Origin of the sequence: Massilia sp. 9096, from assembly GCF_000745265.1 — a bacterium.
Classification (GTDB): Bacteria; Pseudomonadota; Gammaproteobacteria; order Burkholderiales; family Burkholderiaceae_D; genus Telluria.
This window is the reverse complement of the sequence record NZ_JQNN01000001.1, coordinates 309,594-331,592: the sequence shown is the minus strand read 5'-3', so window position 1 is coordinate 331,592 and position 21,999 is coordinate 309,594. Positions and strand designations below refer to the sequence as shown.

Here is a 21,999-nt window from a genome sequence, read left to right as displayed (position 1 = left end):
TCATTTTCCGGATTCTGCAGTCGCAGTGGGCTCCATCGCCTCGATGGCTTCGATCCACGCGCGGCGCGCGCGCTGGGCATTGCCATACACGGCTTCGAGCGCCGGGCCGTCCGCGGCGGCCAGGCGCGCGCGTATATTTACCAATTGTGCCAGATAGGCATCCAGCTCGCCCAGGATCGCTTCCCGGTTGGCCAGGCTGATGTCGCGCCACATTTCCGGCGACGAGCCGGCGATGCGGGTGAAGTCGCGAAAGCCGCTGGCGGCGTACTGGAACAGCAGGTCGGCGTGCGCCTTGTTGGCGATGTCGTCGACCAGCGCATAGGCCAGCAGGTGCGGCAGGTGGCTGACCGCGGCGAACACGCGGTCGTGCTCTTCGGCGCCGAGACGGTGGATGACCGCGCCGCACAGCGTCCAGGCCGCGGCGACGCGCTCGACCATGGCGGGCGGATTCTCCGGCAGCGGCGCCAGCACCGTCTTCTTGCCGCGGAACAGATCCGGCAGCGCCGCATCCGGCCCGTTCGACTCGCGCCCGGCAATCGGGTGGCCCGGCACGAACTGGCCGATTTTCTCCCCCAGTGCCGCACGCGCGCTCGCGACCACGTCCGACTTGGTGCTGCCGGCATCGGTGACGATGGTATGCGGCTCGAGCCAGGGCGCGAGCTGCCTGAGCACCGTTTCGGTCTGGGCGACCGGCGCGGCCAGCAGGACCAGGTCGGCGCCCTGCAGCGCTTGTTCCGGATCGGTACTGGCTTGGTCGACGATGCCGAGCGCGCGCGCACGCGCGAGCGCCGTGCTCGATCTCTCCAGCCCGACCACGTTGCGCACGGCGCCCGCCGCCTTCAGGCCGAGCGCGAACGAGCCGCCGATCAGCCCGACGCCGACGATGACGACCTTGTCGAACATCAGCGCAGCGCTGCCTTCAGGGCTTCGCGCAGTGCGTCCACGAAGCGTGCGTTCTCTTCCGGCAGGCCGATCGAGATGCGCAGCCACTGCGGCAAGCCGTAAGCGCCGACCGGGCGCACGATCACGCCCTGCTTGAGCAGCGCCAGGTTGACGCGCGCGCCGGCGCCGTCGTCCTCGCCGACTTTCACCAGCACGAAGTTGCCATACGACGGCACGTACTCGAGCTTGAGCTCATCAAAGGCAGCGGTCAGCTGGCGGTAGCCTTCGCGGTTGTTCTGCGCGCCCTTCTCCAGGAAGGCCTTGTCGGTCAACGCGGCGATGGCGGCGGCCTGGGCCAGCGAATTGACGTTGAACGGCTGGCGGATGCGGTTCATCAGGTCGGTCACGACCGGCTGGGCGATCGCGAAGCCGACGCGCAGGCCGGCCAGGCCGTAGGCCTTCGAGAAGGTGCGCGAGACGATCAGGTTCGGGTACTTGCGCACCCATTGCGCGGACTCGAACTGGTCCTTCGGCTCCAGGTATTCGTTGTAGGCCTCGTCCAGCACGACGACGACGCCGGCCGGCACCCTGGACAGGAAAGCTTCGATCTCGGCGGCCGGAATGAAGGTGCCGGTCGGGTTGTTCGGGTTGGCGATGTAGACCAGGCGCGTATCGGGCTCGATCGCTGCCAGCATCGCATCCAGGTCGTGGCCGTAGCCCTTGGCCGGCGCGACGATGCCGCGCGCGCCCACGCCCTGCGCGGCCAGCGCGTAGATCGCGAACGCGTACTGCGAGAACACCACCGACTGGCCGGTCTGCACGAAGGCATGGGCGGCGATCTCGAGGATGTCGTTGGAGCCGTTGCCGAGCGTGATCCAGTCGGCCGGCACGTCGTAGCGCTTGGCCAGTGCGGCCTTCAGTTCAAAACCGCTGGCGTCCGGGTAGCGGCCCAGTTCCGCGGCCGCCTCGGCCATGGCCTTCCTGGCGGAGTCGGGCACGCCGAACGGGTTTTCGTTCGAGGCCAGCTTGACGATGCTGGCCTCGTCGAGGCCGAACTCGCGCGCGACTTCGGAAATGGGTTTGCCGGCCTGGTAAGGGGCGATGGCGCGGACGTAATCGGGACCGAATTGCGACATAATTTTTCTACAATCAATTTAAAAACAGTTAGCTTAACGGGATCTCGAGAAACCGTAGCGAGCGGAAGCAGTTTCGGCCGAGAAGCGCAGCCGTACTGACGGTACGGCGAGCATCGCAGGCCGAAAATGCGACGCGCAGTAGGTTTATCGAGATCCCCACTACAGGCCGACGGGGTAGGAGCCTAGAACCTTGAAAAATGCGGCGTTGTCTTTCAACTCTTCCAGCGCGGCGGCGACGTTCGCGTCGGCGATGTGGCCCTCGACGTCGACGTAGAAGTAGTACTCCCAGGTGCCGATGCGCGCCGGGCGCGATTCGAAGCGCGTCATCGAGACGGCATGCTTGGCCAGCGGCGCCAGCAGGTTGTAGACCGCGCCGGCCTTGTTCGGCACCGCCAGCACCAGCGAGGTGCGGTCGCGTCCGGACGGGCCGGTGGCCTGGCGTCCGATCACGACGAAGCGCGTGCGGTTGTGCGGATCGTCCTGGATGTGGGCCTGCACCACGCCCAGCTTGTACTGCTCGCCCGCCATCTCGCTGGCGATCGCCGCCACGGTCGGGTCCTGGCTGGCCAGCACGGCCGCCTCGGCGTTCGAGGCGACGGCGCGCCGCTCGACGTTCGGGTGGTGCAGGTTGAGCCAGGCCTGGCACTGCGCCAGCGCCTGCGAATGCGCGCACACGACAGTGACGCCGTCCATGCTGCCGGTCCTGGTCATCAGGCTGTGGTGGACCGGGATCGACACTTCGCCGCTGATGATGCTGGTGGTCGACAGCATCAGGTCGAGCGAGCGGTTGATCGCGCCTTCGGACGAGTTCTCGACCGGGACCACGCCGAAGTCGGCGGTACCGGCCTCGGTGGCGCGGAACACCTCGTCGATCGACACGCAGGGCAGCCCTTCGACCGCGCTGCCGAACTGCTGGAACACGGCCTGCTCGCTGAAGGTGCCGGTCGGGCCGAGATAGGCCACCGTCACGCGCTTTTCCAGCGCGCGGCAGGACGACATGATCTCGCGGAAGATGGTCTGCACGTCGCCGTCCCTGAGCGGGCCCGGGTTGTTGTCGGCGACCTTGCGCAGGACCTGCGCTTCGCGCTCGGGGCGGAACACCGGCGCGTTGGTTTCGGCCTTCACGTGGCCGACTTCCTGGGCGATCTTGCCGCGCCGGGACAGGAGGTCGAGGATTTGCGCATCGATCGCATCGATCTGCTGGCGCAGGGGTTGGAGTTTGTCTGTCATTGTCTGCTCATGATGGTCGTTCGTGACCCGGTCATTCGCGGCTCGCACGCGCAGGCGCCTGCGAGCCGCCGTCGATGATCAACGGCCCGCGAACTCGTTCAAATAATCGACCAGGGCTTGCACGCCCTCGATCGGCATCGCGTTGTAGATCGATGCCCGCATACCGCCGACGGACTTGTGGCCCTTCAGTTGCAGCAGCCCGCGCGCCTTGGCGCCGGCCAAAAACTTGTCGTTCAGGCTTTCATCGCGCAGGTAGAACGGTACGTTCATGCGCGAGCGATATTCCGGCGCCACGCGATTCTTGTAGAAATCGTCGGCGTCCAGCGCGGCGTACAGCAGGCGCGCTTTTTCGATGTTGCGGCGTTCCATCTCGGCCACGCCGCCCAGTTTTTTCAGGTGCGCGAACACCAGCCCGGCGATATAGATCGCATAGGTCGGCGGGGTGTTGAGCATGGAGTCGGCTTCCATCACGGCGCGCCAGTTGAACACGCCCGGGCAAATCGGCAGCGCGGCATCGAGCAGGTCGTCGCGCACGATCACCAGCGTCAGCCCGGCCGGGCCGATGTTCTTTTGCGCGCCGGCGAAGATCACGCCGTACTTCGACACGTCGATCCGGCGCGACAGGATGTGCGAGGACATGTCGGCCACCACCGGCACGTCGCCCTGCACGCTCGGCGCGAAGTTGAACTCGACGCCGTCGATGGTCTCGTTGGTGCAGACATGCAGGTAAGCGGCGCCCGGCGTCAGCTTCCATTCGGATTGCGGCGGCACGGCGGTGAAGCCGTTCGCTTCGCTGGAGGCGGCCACGTTCACGTTCACGTAGCGGCGTGCTTCCTTGATCGACTTGCTCGACCAGGAACCGGTCTGCACGAAGTCGACGGTGGCCGGCTGCTGCGGCGCGCGGCCGGCCAGGTTGAGCGGCACGATCGCGTTCTGGCCCAGCCCCCCGCCCTGCATGAACAGGATCCTGTAGTTGGCCGGGACGGCCAGGAGTTCGCGCAGATCAAGCTCGGCCTGCTCGTAGATCGAGATGAATTCGGGGCCGCGGTGGCTCATCTCCATCACCGACATGCCGCTGCCATGCCAGTCCAGCATTTCGGCGGCGGCTTGCTGGAGGACTTCCTTGGGGAGGACCGCCGGACCGGCGGAGAAATTGAATACTGGGTGTGAAACCTGGGTCATCGTACCTGCGTCCTCACTGGCCAGCCGCGACGTGCGCGTTCTGCGTCATGATCTTCTGCATGCGCGGCATCATGATGCGGTTGCCGATTTCCATGCCGCGGCCCATCAGCGCCGGCATCACTTCCAGGGTCTTTTGCCCGACCGGAGACGCGTAAAACGCCGTCAGCTGACGGATCTCGTCCAACGTAAAGGTCTCGGCGTACAGCGGCACCATCTCCGTGATCATCTCGTCGATCAGCGTGGGGTCGCCCAATACCGTGTGCATCTGCGCGCTGATCTTCGGCAGATCCTGGTCGAGCTTGCGCAGGGCCTCGTCTTTCTGCTGCTCGTTCAGTTTCGGATTGTTCTTGATCGTCATCGTCGCCGACGACTTGACCTGCGCCGGCATCTGCATTTCGATCTGGCGCATGGTCGCCGCCATGGTGTCGCGCACCTTCATGGTCGCCAGCATCTGCCGGGTCGCCGCGACGACTTGCGGGTCGGCGGACGGCAGCGGCGCGGCGCTCTGGGCAAAAGCGGGCGCGCAGGTCACGAAGAAGGCAATGGCGGCGAGGGTTGTTTTCACGGTCTTCCTTGGCATGGTCGGTGGGGCACTACCGATTTTCGCACGAAACTTGCAAAAAATCCTCTTCCCGGCCATTTTTGCACCGCAGCGCAGCAAAAACAAAAAAGGCCTGCACATCGACTGTGCAGGCCTTTGTTTCGGAGCGGCGGAATTACTCCGGCGCCGCCTCCAGCTCGACTTCCTCGATGTCGCTCTCGACCACGCGCTGCAGGCCGGACAGCTTGGTGCCGTCCTCGACCGCGATCAGGGTCACGCCCTGGGTCGCGCGGCCCATCTCGCGGATCTCGGCGACGCGGGTGCGGATCAGGACGCCGCCGGTGGTGATCAGCATGATCTCGTCCTTTTCCTCGACCAGGGTCGCGGCCACCACGCGGCCGTTACGCTCGGTGGTCTGGATCGCGATCATGCCCTTGGTGCCGCGGCCGTGGCGGGTGTACTCGCCGATCGGGGTGCGCTTGCCGAAGCCGTTCTCGGTGGCCGTGAGCACCGACTGCTGCTCGTTCTCGGCCACCAGCAGCGCGATCACGTTCTGGCCTTCGTCCAGGTTCATGCCGCGCACGCCGCGCGCGGTGCGGCCCATCGGGCGCACGTCGTTCTCGTCGAAGCGCACGGCCTTGCCGGCGTCCGAGAACAGCATCACATCGTGCTTGCCGTCGGTGAGCGCGGCGCCGACCAGCACGTCGCCGTCGTCCAGGTCGACCGCGATGATGCCGGCCTTGCGTGGATTGGAAAAGTCGCGCAGCGGCGTCTTCTTGACGGTGCCGAGGCTGGTCGCCATGAAGACGTAATGGTCTTCCGGGAAGCTCGAGTTCTCGCCCGACAGCGGCAGGATCACGGTGATCTTCTCGCCGTCCTGCAGCGGGAACATGTTGACGATCGGCTTGCCGCGCGAGGCGCGCGAACCCTGCGGCACTTCCCACACCTTCAGCCAGTACATCCGGCCACGGTTACTGAAGCACAGCATGTAGTCGTGCGTGTTGGCGATGAACAGCTGGTCGATCCAGTCCTCGTCCTTGGTCGCCATCGCCTGCTTGCCGCGGCCGCCGCGCTTTTGCGCCCGGTATTCCGAGATCGGCTGCGACTTCATGTAGCCGGTGTGCGACAGCGTCACGACCATGTCCTGCGGCGTGATCAGGTCTTCGGTTTCCAGGTCGGAGGCGTTGTGCTCGATGGCCGAGCGGCGCACGTCCTTGCCGTTGGCGGTGTAGTCGGTCTGGATCTGACCCATCTCGTCGACGATGATCTGGGTGACGCGCTCCGGCTTGGCCAGGATGTCGAGCAGGTCGGCGATGTGGGCCATCACTTCCTTGTACTCGTTGACGATCTTGTCCTGCTCAAGGCCGGTCAGGCGCTGCAGGCGCATCTGCAGGATTTCCTGGGCCTGCTCGTCGGACAGCTTGTACAGGCCGTCCTCCTGCATGCCGTAGTGCTTCGGCAGGTGCTCCGGACGGAAGGCGTCGATGCCGCCGGCGGCGCCGGTTTCGGTACGGTTGAGCATCTCCCGCACCAGCGACGAATCCCAGGCGCGCTGCATCAGCTCGGTCTTGGCGACCGGCGGGGTCGGCGCGGCCTTGATGATCGCGATGAAATCGTCGATGTTGGCCAGCGCCACGGCCAGGCCTTCCAGCATGTGGCCGCGCTCGCGCGCCTTGCGCAGCTCGAACACGGTGCGGCGCGTGACCACTTCGCGGCGGTGCGACAGGAAGCACTGCAGCATCTGCTTGAGGTTCAGCAGCTTGGGCTGGCCGTTGACCAGCGCCACCATGTTCATGCCGAAGGTGTCCTGCAGCTGGGTCTGCTTGTACAGGTTGTTCAGCACCACCTCGGGCACTTCGCCCTTCTTGAGCTCGATCACCACGCGCATGCCCGACTTGTCGGACTCGTCGCGGATGTCGGAGATGCCTTCCAGCTTCTTGTCGCGCACGTTCTCGGCGATGCGCTCGAGCAGCGACTTCTTGTTGACCTGGTACGGCAGCTCGTCGACGATGATGGCGACGCGGCCGCCGTCACGGCCGTATTCCTCGAAGTGGGTCTTGGCCCGCATCACGACGCGGCCGCGGCCGGTGCGATAGCCGTCGCGCACGCCCGAGACGCCATAGATGATGCCGGCGGTCGGGAAGTCCGGCGCCGGGATCAGCTCGATCAGCTCGTCGATCGTGCAGTCCGGGTTGCGCAGCACGTGCAGCGCGCCGTTGATCACTTCCGACAGGTTGTGCGGCGGGATGTTGGTGGCCATGCCGACCGCGATGCCCGACGAACCGTTGATCAGCAGGTTCGGGATCCGGGTCGGCAGGACCGTCGGCTCCTTTTCCTTGCCGTCGTAGTTCGGCTGGAAGTCGACGGTGTCCTTGTCGATGTCGGCCAGCAGTTCGTTCGAAATCTTGTCGAGGCGGCACTCGGTGTAGCGCATCGCCGCGGCGCTGTCGCCGTCGATCGAACCGAAGTTGCCCTGGCCGTCGACCAGGGTGTAGCGCAGCGAGAAATCCTGCGCCATGCGCACCAGCGTGTCATAGATCGAGGCGTCGCCGTGCGGGTGGTACTTACCCATCGTGTCGCCGACCACGCGTGCGCACTTCACGTACGGGCGGTTGAACACGTAGTTGCTTTCATGCATCGAGTACAGCACGCGGCGGTGCACCGGCTTGAGGCCGTCGCGCACGTCCGGCAGAGCGCGGCCGACGATCACGCTCATGGCGTAATCGAGGTAGCTCTTGCGCATCTCTTCTTCCAATGAAATTGGAACTGTTTCTTTTGCAAATTGATCCATTGCGGGTCGGCTGCTCGTGGTCGATTAGGGTTGTTTAAGAGAGAGATTTTACCACGCGCCTTATATAGGAGCGTAATCGTAGGCAATCCCAATGGTTGAAAAATACGCACGCTTAACTTTATGACACATGCTTGTCATAAACATTCGTCAAGCTTGCGCATCGCTCACTACACGTTGTTGCGCAGAAACAACGCGGCAAAACCCATGCACCGTAATTGAGCGGCCGGCGGTCGTGCGGCTGTAGCGTATGTGGCAAAATGGCCGAGAAGTTAATTGCTTGTTTCACAATGTGGAACCAGACGCAACAGTGCGGCGGTCATCCAAGACGAATGTTATTATTTTGCCTACTCGGAGTGATGACCTGCACGGTTTCACATCGCGAAGAATTTACCGAAAGGAATAAAAAATATGAATAAACTGGCAACCCTCATGCTCGCCGCTTCGGCAGCGGTAGCGGGCACCGCATCGGCGCAAAGCGCGCCTCCGTATGCGCCGCTGACCACGGACATCCAGGCTCCGAAGCCTTACAGCGCCTACGTGCAGGATGCCCGCGGCGTCGTGGCCCGCGATCCTTTCGGCCTGTGCTGGCGTACCGGCTACTGGACCCCGGCCGATGCGGTCCCCGGCTGCGACGCCCCGCTGTGCGTCGAGCCCGAGCACCTGGAAAACGGCAAGTGCGTCGCACCGCCGCCACCGCCACCGCCGCCGGCTGAAGCGACCCCGGCCCCGACCCCGGCTCCGGCTCCGGTCCCGACCTCGGAAAAAGTCAGCTACTCGGCCGACGCCTTCTTCGACTTCGACAAGGCCGTGCTGAAGCCGGCCGGCCAGGCATCGCTGGACGACCTGGTCAGCAAGCTGAAGGACATCAACCTGGAAGTCATCATCGCCGTCGGCCACACCGACTCGGTCGGCACCGATGCCTACAACCAGAAGCTGTCCGTGCGCCGCGCCGAAGCCGTCAAGTCCTACCTGCAGGGCAAGGGCGTGGAATCGAACCGCATCTACACCGAAGGCAAGGGCGAGAAGCAGCCTGTCGCCGACAACACGACCGCCGCCGGCCGCGCCAAGAACCGCCGCGTCGAGATCGAAGTCGTCGGTACCCGCAGCACCCAGCAGCAGTAAGCTGGCGCCTGCATCGAGAAAACCCCGCTGCGGCGGGGTTTTTTTACGCCTGTCGACTTATCTGCCTCGGACGCGCACGCGCGGCCGAGAAGCGTTCTTTATTTTTCGGGCCCAGCCGTCGCGCTACGGCATTTCCGCTATTATTCCGACCTATGACTACGACGACCAACGCCGATCCTCTCGAGATCCAGAAATTCAGTGAACTGGCCCATCGCTGGTGGGACCCGACGTCCGAATTCCGGCCGCTGCACGACATCAATCCCTTGCGCCTGGAATGGATCAACGCACGCGCCCCGCTCGCGGGCAAGAACGTGATCGACATCGGCTGCGGCGGTGGCATCCTGGCCGAATCGATGGCGCGCAAGGGCGCCAAGGTCACCGGCATCGACTTGTCCAAGAAAGCGCTGAAGGTCGCCGACCTGCACAGCCTGGAATCCGGTGTCGAGGTGCGCTACAAGCTGATCGCCGCCGAGGACATGGCGGCCGAGGAAGCCGGCCAGTACGACGTCGTCACCTGCATGGAGATGCTCGAGCACGTGCCGGACCCGGCCGCGATCGTGCGCGCCGCGTTCAACCTGGTCAAGCCGGGCGGCCACGTGTTCTTCTCGACCATCAACCGCAACCCGAAAGCCTACCTGTTCGCGGTCATCGGCGCCGAGTACGTACTGCGCATGCTGCCGCGCGGAACCCATGACTACGGCAAGTTCATCACCCCGGCCGAGCTCTCGAACTACGCGCGCGAGGCAGGCCTGGTGGTCGACGGCTTGAAGGGACTGACCTACAATCCGCTGACCAAGATTTATTCGCTGAACCAGGACACCGACGTGAACTACATGGTCGCCTGCAGCAAGCCACTTTGATACCGCTCCAACGCGTACTCCATCAGCCGTTTATGAACTTTCCTTCCCGCCTGAGCGCGCCGCGCGCCATCCTGTTCGACCTCGACGGCACGCTGGCCGACACCGCGCCCGACCTGGCCGCGGCCGTCAATGTGCTGCGCACCGAGCGCGGACTGGCGCCGACGCCGTACGCCATCCTGCGTCCGACCGCCTCGGCCGGTGCGCGCGGCATGATCGGCGCCGCCTTCGGCCTGGCGCCCGGCGACGAAGGCTACGAAGACCTGCGCCTGGCCTGGTTCGACCGCTACCAGGCGGCGATGGCGGTGCACAGCACGCTGTTCGACGGCGTCAATGAGCTGCTCGAGGGCATCCGCGCGGCCGGCATGGAGTGGGGCATCGTCACCAACAAGCCGATGCGCTTCACCGATCCGCTGGTGCCGCAGATCGGCCTGGCGCATGCCGGCTGCATCGTCTCCGGCGACACCACGCCGCACGCCAAGCCGCATCCTGCCCCGCTATTAGAAGCAGCGCGCAGGCTGGGCATCGATCCGGCCCACTGCTGGTACGTCGGCGACGATTTGCGCGACATCGAAGCGGGACGCGCCGCCGGCATGGTGACCGTGGCCTGCAACTGGGGGTATTGCGGGGCGATCGACCCGTCGACCTGGGGCGCGGATTTCCAGCTCGATACGCCGGCGGATCTGCTGGCGACGCTGAATGCCGTGGTGGCGTCGGTGCGGGCGGCAGAGGCGGTTTGATCTGTTCCGGGCTGCTGTACCGCGGCTCGGGTTTCGTTGGCTGGTATCAGGTTACCGCCGCCCGGCTTGGTGGCTGGTTTGTGTCGCGTTTGCGGCTCCTTTGTCGGTTAGTTGCAATTTACCTGACGTTCGCGTGTGAGGGGCTTGGCCTCGCTGGTCGCGAACTGATCAGCGTAGCGCTTGCGCGACACGGCGACGCCACATCCATCTTTTCCGCCCGGCACTTACACATATTTACGATTGATACAGCCGCCCGTCTATCTCTGCCCCAGCGGGCTGGTTAATCTACCCCTGCAGCACAAGACAACGCACAACGCATAACACTGCAGGAGCAGAGACATGGAAACCACCAAGACCACCAATCGCATCCACCCGCTGATGGCCGCCGCCGCGGTGTCGGTGATCGTCGTCAGCCTGGCTGGCACGGCCGCGATTACCGGCATGCTGCCGAGCTCGCATGGTGCGCCCGAGGCGCCGGTCGCCACCGCCCAGGCGGTACCGGGCAACGCTACGCTGGCCCAGGCCGCCCTGCCCGGCGCGCCGGTCAGCTACACGCCGGCGATGCAGCCGGTGCAAGCCGCCTACGCCCAGCCGGCGCAGCTCGCGCAGGCCCAGCCGATGCCGGTGAACTATGCGCAGCCAGTCGCCAGCGTCCAGCCTGCCCCGGTGGTGATCGAAAAAACCGTGATCAAGGAAGTGCCGGTGCCGGCCAAGCCGGTTCACAGGACCGTGCACCACACCAGCTACGCACGCAACGATGCGCCGGCCTATTACGAACCGGCGCCGGCCCAGCCGAACTACGTGGCGATCGGCACCGGCGCCGTGGTCGGCGGCCTGATCGGCAACCAAGTCGGCGGCGGCAACGGCCGCAAGCTGGCAACGGTGGCCGGCATCATCGGCGGCGGTTTCCTGGGCAACCAGATCGCCAACCAGGGCCGCTGACCGGTCGATTTGGCAAAACATGCGGCGCGGTCTTGAAAACCGGGATCCGCGCCGCATATGGCAGCACAGAAGCGCATCCATCTGCTTCACCCCGGTCAATCGTGCGGGTCCTGACGTATCTGCACTTCGTACCGGATTGGGGTACAATGATGGTTCTTTCGTTGGGGGGCGACCTGGTTTCGACGTGGGTTGCAAAGCAGCGCAGGGCATACCGAGGACTGGTTACCTCGTAAATACATCCAGAAATCAATAACTGCAAACGATAACTCGTACGCACTCGCAGCCTAATCGCTGCTAGCTCTACATCACCTCGCCTCTGGGGTGTGCCGCAAGGCTCGTAGAGTCATTTACAGAGGCTAGGAATCGATCGGGTTACTTGGTCGCTTCCGAAATTTAAGGTAACTAGCCTGTACAAAGGGTGCACATCCCCGTTGTACTGGTTAAATTAAAAGATAGTGCTAAGTATGTAGAACTGTCTGTAGAGTGCTTGCGGACGAGGGTTCGATTCCCTCCGCCTCCACCATAATTCTGATTAAGCCGTTGATTCGTCAACGGCTTTTTCTTTTCTAGCGCGTGTTTCGGTCTCCGGTGTCCCAAACCAGAACCCCGAAACCATGCCTATACGCCTACCCTCACATCTTCACCGCAACCGGTGCGGCATCCTTTACTTCCGAATTGCTATCCCTGCTGACCTGCGCGTACACTTCGGCCAGGCCGAGGTGTACCGCTCGCTCGATACGGCGAAAGTTATAGACGCTGCACTATCGGCCCAGACGCTGGCGCTGTCGTTCAAAAACTTGTTTCGCCAGCTTAGGGAAGACTCAATGTGCGCGACCAAAAAACGATCCAGTAACGCCGTCCCGAAGGTCGGCATGATTATGGAACTCAGCCTTGATGAGTTCCGGCGCCCGAAAGGCAAGATAACCACTGAGCCTGGCGACACTCCGGCAATGGTGCAGTCAGCGGTACAGGCGATGGCGGCCATGTTAAACGCCCCGGCCGAGCGTCCAATTGAAGTTACGCCCGCGCTCGCGGTCAGCCATGCATCCAAGCTTCTGTCCGACTACATCGAGCCGTACTTGTCGCACGTTCTCACGGCCAACAAACCGACCGAGAAAACGCTCGAATCGTATCGCGCGGCGATCGCCTTGTTCGTCGACATCGTCGGCGACAAGCCGCTTAGCACCCTGGCCGTGACCGACCAGAACCGCTTTGAAGACACGATCAGTGAGATACCGACGAACCGCACCAAGATCGCGGCGGCGCGTGGCCTGAGCATCGACGATATGGTTTCCCTCGACGTGGCAAAGCTTAGCGCGCAGAGCGCCAAGAACACTGCCCAGCGCACGAACAATTTCCTCAAGTGGGCGTTCCGGCGCGAGGGCAGCAAGCCGCCGTTCGAGCTGATGGGCAACGTGCGCATCACGGCGCGGTCAAGGAAGGTGCAGCGCCGCGCGTTCACAGACGACGAGCTGCGCACGCTGTTCAGCCCGACAACGTACGCGCAAGGCCGTCAACAAAGCCCCTACATGTATTGGTTGCCTCTAATCGGCTTACACAGCGGCATGCGCATTAACGAAATCGCGCAGCTAGCGCTTGCCGACGTCGGTGCGCGCGACGGCATCGCTTGTTTTCATGTGACGGACAACGGCGACGGCGACGAGACGGATGGCCGTCGTGAGAAACGAGTAAAAACCGATGCCGGGCGCCGCATTGTTCCAGTTCATGATTCCCTGATTAGCTTAGGGTTACTCGACTACTTGCAAACAGTCCGCCACGCTGGACGTAGTGTGTTGTTCCCTGAACTAATTGGCGGGCGCGATGGCCCCGGCCAGGCCGCGTCAAAGCAGTTCGCCCGGTACTGTAACCGGGTCGGCTTAGACGACCCTGCGCTCGTATTCCATAGCTTCCGTCATGGTGCAGTCAGCCGTATGCGTACGGCGGGCATAGCGAAGGAACTGAGTATGGTTGTGGTCGGACACACTCCCGGCGATGACGTGCACGACACGTACGGCGACATCAAAAACGATTTCAGCATCGCCGATCGCAAGCGCGCCATTGACACGCTCAGATACGACGGCGTGCTTGACTATGCTGGCTTGAAAAAGTTGCGCTCGACCTTGGTCGACGTGCGAGAAGCTTTAGCACGCGCGCGAAGTCGAGTGCGCACCGTAAACAAGCCACTCGTCTGATGAATACGACTGGCACATGCTCCCCGAATTAAGCAAGCCACCCGGGCAAAATCGCTTGTATAGCGAGTTTTTGCGCTCAGACGTAGGCGGCCAGTCTCCAACTCAAACAATGTCTACAGACCCCGATCTGTGCCCCAGTGCACTTAGTTAAGCTGGGGTCTCGAAACACAGTGGATGTGTCATTCGCATCGCCTCCAAACTTCTGCTTGTCGTTAGCTCAATATACGTCTTACACTGGGTTTAACGAAGCCTAAACCGGCCAGGGGCGGCCATTAAGCGCGCCAATCTTTTATGAACCCAGCCTGACCTTTAAAGCAATGCGACCAATTAAAATCTATCTCGACAGTAGTGATTTTTCGAAGTTAAGTGATCTTTCAAAGCAATCTCCCGAATACGCGCAGGTGCGGGATTACTTGGTCAGGCAGCGCAACGAAGGTGTAATTAACATGTATTTCAGCGAGGTACATGTATTGGAAGCCGCTCCTATCTCGCCCAGCGCGATTCCTGCAGCAATTGGTAGACTTAGGACGATTAAAGAGCTTTGTGGGAAAAACTGCGTAACGCATCCAATTGATGTTTGTAGAAATGAGCTGTCAGAAGAAAATAGCTTGGACAGCGTTAGTGTTGTACGCAGTGATGGTACGTGGATTCCTTCATCTTTTGATGTTTCTGAAATCGTTCCCAATGTTGAGCAAATTATCATGGCCGAGCTGGAAAATTTGAGCCGGGCAGCTCGACGGAAATACTCGAAAAGTGGCAAGCCGACTTCGCACGCGTATACAGAGCTAACGCAACTCTACAATGGAGACATAGCTGAACTCGCAAAAAAATTACCGCTTTCTATTGATGCCGCACGCGTATTCGAACGCTATATGTTAGGAAAGGCTTCCCGTAATGACGCTCTAAAGGCGGTGCAAGATTCAGTAACTGACCTTGTGATATTTGGTCATTGGCATGAGAGAGAATGGTCAGCTGCATCGGATTTGTTAAAGCACGTGCGCAAGTCGGGCGAAAATTTCAAAAGCACATTACTTGAGGCACGTCGCCAGTTCGATCATTTGATTACACCTGATAGCGGTTTAGGTAGCACGTTAAAAAAATCTCTACCCTCTCCCTCTCAAGTAACAAAGAAGGTCATGGACGCACGCATTGGGAAAATTGCCACCGAAGTTGCCCACAGTATGGGAATCGTGCCGAGATCAATGATTGATCCGTGGCAGGTCGCACCCGGCACCAGTTGTTCAATTAGATTAGCAATACAGGTGGGTCACCGTTCAGTTTTGCACTCTCCACCGCGTGCGCCATCGCACAGCGATTTTCCAGATATTTATCAAGCTATCTATTTACCTTATGTCGACATCTTTCGCGCAGATAGATTTATGGCAAGTCAGCTGAGCGAATGTAATCTACCCTTCTCTACCGCCATTGCTGAGAACTTCCTTCAGCTTCCTTTGAAAATACGAGAAGTGCTCGAAGCGCGCTGACATGATATCCATAGTTAATTGACTGATTAAACAAGCTGTGCAGTAAAGCATTGTCTAGCCAGCTGTTATGCGCTTGTATTGCGTTCCCTGCTATAGGTCGGGTTTGCTCTTTCGCTGGTCGGCAGGAGTAGACCTATACGATGCACTCTCCGACGATGTTCAAGATACTCGTCCGGCTAATGTCGTACTCACGCGCCAGCGTACCCCGAAGTCCCAGCGGCATGCGCGGCTTTAATTGCGTGGCGTTAGTCTAGTGATTAGTGCCAACACTTGATGTAGCTGCGCATTAGATCGTTAGACGAGCCTACGCCATTTTAAGACGCGGCGCCAGGCTCGACCCAGATCGGTGACTACCTGAAAACCCGCCCACCAGGAACAGCTGGCGCTCGAGCCCAGCTCCAACAGGCCCGGCAAGGCCCAAAATCGGCCGTTGGCGCCATTTTCTGCGCTCGTACGCAGTCTGCGTCACTCAAAACACGAACGAAGCCTACAGGCCTCGTTTGCGAACCAGACGTCGATCTAGTCAAGTCTGCGGCGTCGACTACGCCACGATGTTCAAGATGCTGGCCCGGCTGATGCCGTACTCACGCGCCAGCGCGCTCACCGACGTTCCGGCGCCGTGCGCGGCCTTGATTTCCTGGCGCTGCTGGTCGGTCGTTTTGGCCGGGCGCCCGAGCGTCTTGCCTTCGGCCTTCGCGCGCTCCAGGCCCGAATGGGTCCTCTCGACCAGCAAATCACGCTCCATTTCGGCGACGGCGGCCAGCATGGTCAGCATGAGCTTGCCGGGCGCGCTGGTCAGGTCGACGCCGCCCAGCTGGAGCACGACGACCTTGATGCCGCGCGCGGCCAGCTGCTTGATCGTCGCGCCGACGTCCTGCGCGTCGCGGCCCAGGCGGTCGAGCTTGGTCACGACCAGCGTCTCACCGTCACGGATTTTCCCGAGCATGGCGGCGAACTGGGGGCGCTGCATGGCCGACACCTTGCCCGACACGCCTGCATCGTCGAACCAGAAGTCGACCTGGTGGCCAGCGGCCAAAATCTCATGGCGCTGGTTCTCGACCGTTTGTTCTTTGGTGCTGACGCGGGTGTATCCGAAGGTGGCCATTTGCTGCTCCCGTTAAGTTTTAGACATGTTAGAAAACGATGTCAGAATATCACCCCCCTGTTAGAAAGTGCAAGCCCTATTTTTCCAACAGTGCGCGGCATCCCTACCTGAACATGTTGAAAAACGGTCGTTTTTTAACATTACAAAAAGAAGCTGGTAATTTTCTGGCTCGCACATGTGAACTGGAGCATGCTCTTGCTTTCACTTACTGGAGAGCAAATATGTCATCCATTTCGCAACGAACCCTAACCGTGACCACTGGCAAGCGGGCGTCAATCAAGCTGGACCAGCCGACCTGGCACGCGGTGGAGTTCCTGGCCCACGAGCGCGGGCAAAGCTGGCAAGAGTGGTGCCGGAACGTCCTTGTCAACGTCGACGGCGACGACAACCAGACCGCCGCCGTGCGTGAAGCTGCGATGGCTGGCCTGCTCGGCGCGACGATCATGCCGGACTTCCAGGACCGCGCCGAACAGCTGGCGCTCCAGGAGGCCAACGCCCTGATGCGCAACAGCGGCACGATGGACGACAAGCTGCTGAACGCAACCTTGAAGCGCGCAAAGGTGCAAGGCGGCTCGGATTTCGGTGGCTTCGAGGTTTTGTTCGGCTTCGATGAGCACGGCGCCGATTTCGTCGTGGTCAAGAACAGAATCGCCGGGGGCCTGAACTTTGTGCTCCACGCTCCCAATTGACCACTGGAGCCGACCATGAAATTCAACGTGATCCCGGCACCGGAAGTCGCCTACAAACTGCGAATGGAACTCGGCCCTGATCGGGCATGGGAAGACGCGCTCGCCGACATGCGGCGCGGCAAAACCAAGGTGCAGGGCTGCACTCTCCTGCCGAAGTGCATGGGCAAGCACCGGGGCGCCTGGCGCCCAATGTACGCCGTGCCCGACGTCGAAGCCTTCATCGAAGCTGTACGCAAGGCCACGCCCGGCACCGTGCGCGGCGTGCCGCACCTGGTCAAGACCGCGCATACGCTCCCAGGTGACACCCGGCCCTGGTACACGCGCAAGCTGCTGGTGGCCCGCTCGACCTTCACGCCCACGGCGGGCTATCTGGCTGTCTGATCATGTCGACCGTATTGCGCTCCATCCGGGCGGCGTACTGCACGCAAGCGGTCGTCGACTGGCTGGCGCTTGAGATTGAAACCGCCCGCCCTACCCAGTTTCAGTGGCTCCAGCGCACCCTGGCGGACCACTTCGGCGATGGCAAGCGGACGTACATCGACTCCATCGACGCTGACGCCAGCGGCGCCACAACCCGGTTCCTGGTTCGACTGAACGATGACCATTGCCGGACCGTCGACACCGTGCGCGCGGCCCTGGCGGCTCTTGATCAACGTCACACCCTGGTCGGCCCGGCACTCGTCAAGCTGCTGGAAGTGTCGCTCGACTTCTACCCGAAAGACGACCAGGCACGCGCGTACCTTCCGCTGCTGGTGGCGCGCCTGCAAACGTCTCTTGAAGCGGCGGGCGGCACCTCTCACCGTCTGGTCGGCCCGACCAAGCGGGCAGAACACCTGGACAGCACCGACACGCCAGACCCTCGCCGGACGCTCTACATCAACAACAAGCTAGACCCGCTGGCCTGGCGCGTTTATTACAAGATCACCGACCGCGACCAAACCTTGCCACGCGACCAGCACCGCGCGCGCGTCGAGTTCACGCTACAGGGCGTCGGGCTGCATCAGTACGGCATCAACACCGTCGACGACCTGGCGGCGCTCGACTTTGGCGACTTCGGGCACCTGCTGCACTTCCGCCAGTTCAAGCCGCTGCCCGACCTGATCGCCAACATGAAACCAGAACTGGCGCAGCTGGTGCAGCACGCAACCCGACGCGACCGGAACATGATCTCGCTCTACCCATTTGGGCTGCATGCCTATCGCCGGTACAACACTGGCAAGCACGCCGGCAAGCCGCGCAACGGTGGGCACCCCGAGTTGCGCAAACACTCGACGCACACCACCGCCGACGCCGAACTGAACCAGCTGGTACGCAACCGGCTGCACGACCTCACCCAGTTTTTCACACAAAATTGGAATGAAAAATAGACGTTTGATCCCCGGTTCTCATAGTGAGAGCACCGAAAAATCCTAATAACTACACATACAACCTATACCTGTTTCACGAACAGACGTTGCTGACCCAATGCTGACCTAACGCGGACCTGGTGAAACGAAATCCCGCGCTGGCGCACCGAATCGCGGTTCCCGCTCGCGGCGCCGCCGCCCTCCTCAAAAGTAAAACCCCTAGAACCATAAGGTCCACGCGAAGGGCTACCGTTCATCAACTGGGAACGTTTTGCCGCCATATCTTATATAAGGAAAAAATGGCCCTGAAGCAATAAACTTCAGGGGCTAGACCGTTCATGACCAGCGCTGACGCTGGCGATGCTAAAATCCCAAGTAGGTGTCCCAACCGGGACACCTTTGTTGAGCCTGACCGGAACGCGCGCCCAGTACAGTCAACGGGTTATCAGACGAGATGGTGGAGGTTCGATTCCCTCCGCCTCCACCAGTATTCAAAAACAAAGCCCTGCCAGGCGCAAGCCTGGTGGGGCTTTGTTTTTGAATACCTGCATGAGACCCGATGAATCGAATCCTCGTCCGGAACGGACGAGGGGCGTAGCCGGGGTTTCTCGCCGCATGCGGCGAGCCGGCGAAGCGACTTTGCGCTTGCAAGCGCAAAGGCTCTCCGATTCGCCCGTTCAAGCGATCGCGCAGCGATCGTGCCCTGATGTCGCCGAAGTCCGGGCCCAATCAGGCCGCAACCACGCGGTGGCTACCGCCGAAGCCTCACAACCACCCCCGCCCCGCCATCGCCGCCGCCACCCTGGTCGCAATCAGCCAATGCCCATACGGTGTCGGATGCACCGTATCGGCAAACAGGAAGTGGCTGATGTCGACGTTCGGATAGACGTTGAAGACGTTGCAGGCCAGCGAATTGCCGTCCAGCGCATTCGGCCCGCAGGCCGGCGCTGTCGTATTCGTCAGTCCATACGCCGCAGGATTGGCCAGCTCGTCCTGGCTGAGCGCGAACACGTCGACCTGTACCACCTGCGGCAGCGGATCGAGCCCGGCTTTCAGCGCCGCGTTGAAGCTCTGCACCATCGCCTGCACCAGTGCGCGCAGCGGCGGCGCCTGGATGCCGCCAAGCGGGGTGCCGGACAGGTCGGGGACGTTGTTGACCACCACGAAGTTGGCGCCCAGCCCGACGATCTGCTGCTGGACGATGGCGGCGAGCTGGTTGCCGGCGCTGCTCATCGCGGCCAGCGCGGCCGGGCGGTTCGCGCTCCAGTAAGCGATGCGCGCGTCGTCTGCCGCGGTTCCCGTGGTGCCGGCGGCGCGGACCGCGTCGTTGGCGCCTTTGACCAGCTGGCGCCACTGCGTCACCACGTCGTTCGCCCCGGCCATCACCAGCACCAGTTCGTTGCCCTGGAAGCGGCCGCCGGCTGCGGCCAGGTGGCTGGCGACCTGGCCGGCCACCGGCACCGTCAGTTCGCCGATCGGCGAGCCCGCCGCGACGTTGCCCGGTCCGATCGGGTCGACGATGCGCGCCCCGCCCTGCGCATAATCGAAGCAGCCCGGGTGGTTCAGGACCGGCGCGAACAGGCCAAGGTCGGGATCGCCGAGCAGCCCGGTCTGGGCCGCGCACGGCGGCGGCAGGCCGGCCAGCGCGGCGACCATTTCGGGCCAGACCTGGCCGGTGAGCTCGGGATGCCGGGCGAAGGCGTTGCCGTTGACGGTGAACTTGCCGCCGCCACCGGCCGCCACCGCGCCGACCGTGTAACTGCCGACGTCGGACAGGCTGTCGCCGAACGTGATTTGGGCGCCGAACGGCAATGGCGCCGCGCGCGCGCCGTCGATGCGTCCTGCACCGAGCGCCAACCCGAGCACGAGCCCGAGCGCAATGGAACGCGCGATCTTCCTCTTTTCCATGGGACCTCCGCAGAAAACGTCAAGCTGCTGGGACAACTGTCGATCACTCTGCCAGTGCTGATCAGCACGAGCTTTGATCGAACGCTAAGTCGTCCATGGCATCTTTCGTTTTCAGGAAGTTCCCGCCCGCGTCCGTTAGTGCTTGGCTTGCGACGCGCCCTGCAGCTCGCTCAGGATGGCCTGGTTGAAGGCCGGGATGTCGTCCGGCTTGCGGCTGGTGACCAGCTTGCCGTCGACCACGACCTGTTCGTCGACCCATTCGGCGCCCGCGTTCTGCAAGTCCATCTGCAGCGTCGGCCAGCTGGTCATGCGCTTGCCGTTGACGAGGTCGGCGTCGCCTTGATATCGATGATAAGTAATCAAGCCTGGAATACCGATTGTAGCGTCGCCAGCAGGGAAGCGGCGCGCGCATGCGATGTCAATACGATATCAAACGCGATATCAAACGCGGCATCGTCCGGGCATCAGTCGACGATGGCCTGCCACACCATCCACATGTTGGCCGCGCTGATGACGACGAACAGGAACCATGCCAGCGCCGAGGTCCACCAGGCGTTGGCGAAACCGCCCATCAGGCTGCGCTTGCCGGTCAGGCGGATCAACGGGTACATCGCGAACGGCAGCTGCATGCTGAGCACGACCTGGCTGCCGACCAGCATGCGCCCGACCGCGTGCTCGCCCAAGGTCAGCACGCCGATCATCGCCGGGGCCAGCGCCAGCGCGCGCGTGATCAGGCGCCGCTGCCAGCACGGGATCTTCCACTTCATGAAGCCTTCCATGATGACCTGGCCGGCAATCGTCCCGGTGAAGGTCGAGCTCTGCCCCGAGGCCAGCAGCGCCAGGCCGAACAGGATCGCCGCGAAGGCGGTGCCGGCGATCGGCGCCAGCAGGCTGTAGGCCTGGTCGATCTCCATCACGCCGCCGCCGCCCGGTTTGTAGAACGCGGCCGCGGCCAGCACCAGGATCGCGCCGTTGATGAACAGCGCCAGCGCCAGCGAGACGATGGTGTCGATGCGCGACAGCTTGATCGCTTCGGCCAGGCGGCCGCGGCTGTCCTCGGTCTTGCGGATCACGTCGAAGGGCATGACGCGCGTCTGCACCACTGAGGAATGCAGATACAGGTTGTGCGGCATGACGGTCGCGCCGAGGATGCCGATGGCCAGGTACAGCGCGTCGCGCGGCTCGAGCTTTTGCAACGAGGGCACCACGCCGGCGGCGACGGCGTGCCAGTCGGGCCGGATCAGCGCCAGTTCCGAGAACAGGCAGACCGCGATCGTCGCGATCAGCCCCAGCACGATCGCCTCCAGCTGGCGGAAACCGCGTCCCTTCAGGGTCAGCACGATGATGGTGTCGAGCGCCGTCAGCGCCACGCCGGTCGGCAGCGACACGCCGAGCAGCAGCTTGAAGGCGAGCGCGCAGCCCAGCACCTCGGCCAGGTCGCAGGCGATGATCGAGAGTTCGGCGAACAGCCACAGCACCTTGTTCAGGCGCGGATCGTACTGCTCGCGGCAGTGCACGGCGAGATCCTTCCCGGTGACGATCCCCAGGCGCATGCTCAGGCATTGCAGCACGATCGCGGCCAGGCTCGACAGCACGACCACGAACAGCAGGTCGTAGCCGAACTGCGACCCGCCCTGGATGGCAGTTGCCCAATTGCCCGGGTCCATGTAGCCAACGGAAACAAGCAATCCCGGACCTGCGAAACGCAGGATCTTCCTCCATAGGGGCAAGCTCTCAGGGACGTTGACGGTGCCGGAGACTTCGGACGGGCAAAACGGGGCGGTGGCGGTTCTGGGTAGCTTGCGCATAGATTCAATGATTTTGATTGATTCTATCGCAAAGCAGCAAAGCT

Annotated in this window: 18 protein-coding genes, 1 other RNA gene and 1 pseudogene; 10 read left to right on the top strand and 10 right to left on the bottom strand. The window is 62.5% G+C overall.

Annotated elements, in window-relative coordinates:
* The 6 genes from FA90_RS01415 to gyrA all read right to left on the bottom strand — a co-directional run bounded on the left by FA90_RS01415 (nt 1) and on the right by gyrA (nt 7,762).
* Nucleotides 1-903, bottom strand: a complete 903-nt coding sequence (locus FA90_RS01415; protein WP_036165143.1) for a prephenate dehydrogenase/arogenate dehydrogenase family protein — start codon at nt 901-903, stop codon at nt 1-3.
* Nucleotides 903-2,018, bottom strand: coding sequence for a histidinol-phosphate transaminase (gene hisC, locus FA90_RS01410; RefSeq protein ID WP_036165140.1), 1,116 nt, complete (start codon nt 2,016-2,018; stop codon nt 903-905). Before hisC ends, FA90_RS01415 begins: the two co-directional genes overlap by 1 nt.
* A gap of 159 nt (nt 2,019-2,177) precedes the next feature.
* On the bottom strand, nt 2,178-3,248 hold the full coding sequence (gene pheA, locus FA90_RS01405) for a prephenate dehydratase (protein ID WP_036165137.1): 1,071 nt from the start codon (nt 3,246-3,248) through the stop codon (nt 2,178-2,180).
* A 78-nt stretch (nt 3,249-3,326) separates the two neighbouring features.
* Nucleotides 3,327-4,430, bottom strand: coding sequence for a 3-phosphoserine/phosphohydroxythreonine transaminase (gene serC / locus FA90_RS01400; protein WP_036165134.1), 1,104 nt, complete (start codon nt 4,428-4,430; stop codon nt 3,327-3,329).
* Nucleotides 4,431-4,443: 13 nt separating this feature from the next.
* On the bottom strand, nt 4,444-4,995 hold the full coding sequence (locus FA90_RS01395) for a DUF2059 domain-containing protein (protein ID WP_197065225.1): 552 nt from the start codon (nt 4,993-4,995) through the stop codon (nt 4,444-4,446).
* 151 nt (nt 4,996-5,146) lie between these two features.
* Entirely contained in the window at nt 5,147-7,762 is a 2,616-nt protein-coding gene (gene gyrA / locus FA90_RS01390) for a DNA gyrase subunit A (RefSeq protein ID WP_036165130.1), read from the bottom strand.
* Nucleotides 7,763-8,170: 408 nt separating this feature from the next.
* On the opposite strand from gyrA, the gene ompA reads away from it, so the two are divergent.
* The 7 genes from ompA (at nt 8,171) to FA90_RS26120 (ending at nt 15,099) form a co-directional block, all read left to right on the top strand.
* Nucleotides 8,171-8,884, top strand: a complete 714-nt coding sequence (gene ompA / locus FA90_RS01385) for an outer membrane protein OmpA (protein ID WP_036165127.1) — start codon at nt 8,171-8,173, stop codon at nt 8,882-8,884.
* A gap of 152 nt (nt 8,885-9,036) precedes the next feature.
* The gene (gene ubiG, locus FA90_RS01380) at nt 9,037-9,744 is read left to right on the top strand and encodes a bifunctional 2-polyprenyl-6-hydroxyphenol methylase/3-demethylubiquinol 3-O-methyltransferase UbiG (RefSeq protein WP_036165125.1); all 708 of its coding nucleotides are present in this window, start codon (nt 9,037-9,039) and stop codon (nt 9,742-9,744) included.
* Nucleotides 9,745-9,776: 32 nt separating this feature from the next.
* Nucleotides 9,777-10,481, top strand: a complete 705-nt coding sequence (locus FA90_RS01375) for an HAD family hydrolase (protein ID WP_036165122.1) — start codon at nt 9,777-9,779, stop codon at nt 10,479-10,481.
* Between the two features lie 339 nt (nt 10,482-10,820).
* On the top strand, nt 10,821-11,423 hold the full coding sequence (locus FA90_RS27455) for a glycine zipper 2TM domain-containing protein (RefSeq protein WP_036165119.1): 603 nt from the start codon (nt 10,821-10,823) through the stop codon (nt 11,421-11,423).
* Nucleotides 11,424-11,587: 164 nt separating this feature from the next.
* Nucleotides 11,588-11,946, top strand: a transfer-messenger RNA (tmRNA) gene (ssrA, locus tag FA90_RS25405).
* 91 nt (nt 11,947-12,037) lie between these two features.
* Nucleotides 12,038-13,615, top strand: coding sequence for a site-specific integrase (locus FA90_RS01365; protein WP_036165116.1), 1,578 nt, complete (start codon nt 12,038-12,040; stop codon nt 13,613-13,615).
* A gap of 317 nt (nt 13,616-13,932) precedes the next feature.
* Nucleotides 13,933-15,099: a hypothetical protein gene (locus tag FA90_RS26120; RefSeq protein WP_156116543.1), complete on the top strand. Its 1,167-nt coding sequence runs from the start codon at nt 13,933-13,935 to the stop codon at nt 15,097-15,099.
* 541 nt (nt 15,100-15,640) lie between these two features.
* Here the strand turns inward: FA90_RS26120 and FA90_RS01360 are convergent.
* The gene (locus FA90_RS01360) at nt 15,641-16,204 is read right to left on the bottom strand and encodes a recombinase family protein (RefSeq protein WP_036165113.1); all 564 of its coding nucleotides are present in this window, start codon (nt 16,202-16,204) and stop codon (nt 15,641-15,643) included.
* A 221-nt stretch (nt 16,205-16,425) separates the two neighbouring features.
* Between FA90_RS01360 and FA90_RS01355 the strand changes: the two genes are divergently transcribed.
* The 3 genes from FA90_RS01355 to FA90_RS01345 are packed head-to-tail and all read left to right on the top strand — an operon-like array spanning nt 16,426 to nt 18,260.
* The gene (locus FA90_RS01355; RefSeq protein WP_239700476.1) at nt 16,426-16,893 is read left to right on the top strand and encodes a hypothetical protein; all 468 of its coding nucleotides are present in this window, start codon (nt 16,426-16,428) and stop codon (nt 16,891-16,893) included.
* 15 nt (nt 16,894-16,908) lie between these two features.
* Entirely contained in the window at nt 16,909-17,274 is a 366-nt protein-coding gene (locus FA90_RS24705; RefSeq protein ID WP_051971307.1) for a hypothetical protein, read from the top strand.
* A 2-nt stretch (nt 17,275-17,276) separates the two neighbouring features.
* Nucleotides 17,277-18,260, top strand: a complete 984-nt coding sequence (locus FA90_RS01345) for a hypothetical protein (protein WP_036165108.1) — start codon at nt 17,277-17,279, stop codon at nt 18,258-18,260.
* A 744-nt stretch (nt 18,261-19,004) separates the two neighbouring features.
* Here FA90_RS01345 and FA90_RS01340 read toward each other — a convergent pair.
* From FA90_RS01340 to FA90_RS01330, 3 genes and pseudogenes are all read right to left on the bottom strand, one after another.
* On the bottom strand, nt 19,005-20,147 hold the full coding sequence (locus FA90_RS01340) for an SGNH/GDSL hydrolase family protein (protein ID WP_036165105.1): 1,143 nt from the start codon (nt 20,145-20,147) through the stop codon (nt 19,005-19,007).
* 135 nt (nt 20,148-20,282) lie between these two features.
* Nucleotides 20,283-20,474, bottom strand: a pseudogene (locus FA90_RS25400) (DJ-1/PfpI family protein); the annotation flags it as partial.
* Between the two features lie 137 nt (nt 20,475-20,611).
* Complete coding sequence (locus FA90_RS01330; RefSeq protein ID WP_036165102.1) at nt 20,612-21,955, bottom strand: Nramp family divalent metal transporter; 1,344 nt, start codon at nt 21,953-21,955, stop codon at nt 20,612-20,614.
* Between the last annotated feature and the right edge of the window lie 44 nt (nt 21,956-21,999).

Excerpts from the sequence above, each read along its gene's own strand:
- FA90_RS01340 (WP_036165105.1), bottom strand. The coding sequence starts at position 20,147 with ATGGAAAAGAGGAAGATCGCGCGTTCCATTGCGCTCGGGCTCGTGCTC.
- pheA (WP_036165137.1), bottom strand. The coding sequence starts at position 3,248 with ATGACAGACAAACTCCAACCCCTGCGCCAGCAGATCGATGCGATCGAT.
- FA90_RS01330 (WP_036165102.1), bottom strand. The coding sequence starts at position 21,955 with ATGCGCAAGCTACCCAGAACCGCCACCGCCCCGTTTTGCCCGTCCGAA.
- FA90_RS01355 (WP_239700476.1), top strand. The coding sequence starts at position 16,426 with ATGTCATCCATTTCGCAACGAACCCTAACCGTGACCACTGGCAAGCGG.
- serC (WP_036165134.1), bottom strand. The coding sequence starts at position 4,430 with ATGACCCAGGTTTCACACCCAGTATTCAATTTCTCCGCCGGTCCGGCG.
- FA90_RS27455 (WP_036165119.1), top strand. The coding sequence starts at position 10,821 with ATGGAAACCACCAAGACCACCAATCGCATCCACCCGCTGATGGCCGCC.
- FA90_RS01375 (WP_036165122.1), top strand. The coding sequence starts at position 9,777 with ATGAACTTTCCTTCCCGCCTGAGCGCGCCGCGCGCCATCCTGTTCGAC.
- FA90_RS01360 (WP_036165113.1), bottom strand. The coding sequence starts at position 16,204 with ATGGCCACCTTCGGATACACCCGCGTCAGCACCAAAGAACAAACGGTC.
- gyrA (WP_036165130.1), bottom strand. The coding sequence starts at position 7,762 with ATGGATCAATTTGCAAAAGAAACAGTTCCAATTTCATTGGAAGAAGAG.
- ompA (WP_036165127.1), top strand. The coding sequence starts at position 8,171 with ATGAATAAACTGGCAACCCTCATGCTCGCCGCTTCGGCAGCGGTAGCG.
- FA90_RS26120 (WP_156116543.1), top strand. The coding sequence starts at position 13,933 with ATGCGACCAATTAAAATCTATCTCGACAGTAGTGATTTTTCGAAGTTA.
- FA90_RS01415 (WP_036165143.1), bottom strand. The coding sequence starts at position 903 with ATGTTCGACAAGGTCGTCATCGTCGGCGTCGGGCTGATCGGCGGCTCG.
- FA90_RS01345 (WP_036165108.1), top strand. The coding sequence starts at position 17,277 with ATGTCGACCGTATTGCGCTCCATCCGGGCGGCGTACTGCACGCAAGCG.
- hisC (WP_036165140.1), bottom strand. The coding sequence starts at position 2,018 with ATGTCGCAATTCGGTCCCGATTACGTCCGCGCCATCGCCCCTTACCAG.
- ubiG (WP_036165125.1), top strand. The coding sequence starts at position 9,037 with ATGACTACGACGACCAACGCCGATCCTCTCGAGATCCAGAAATTCAGT.
- FA90_RS01365 (WP_036165116.1), top strand. The coding sequence starts at position 12,038 with ATGCCTATACGCCTACCCTCACATCTTCACCGCAACCGGTGCGGCATC.
- FA90_RS24705 (WP_051971307.1), top strand. The coding sequence starts at position 16,909 with ATGAAATTCAACGTGATCCCGGCACCGGAAGTCGCCTACAAACTGCGA.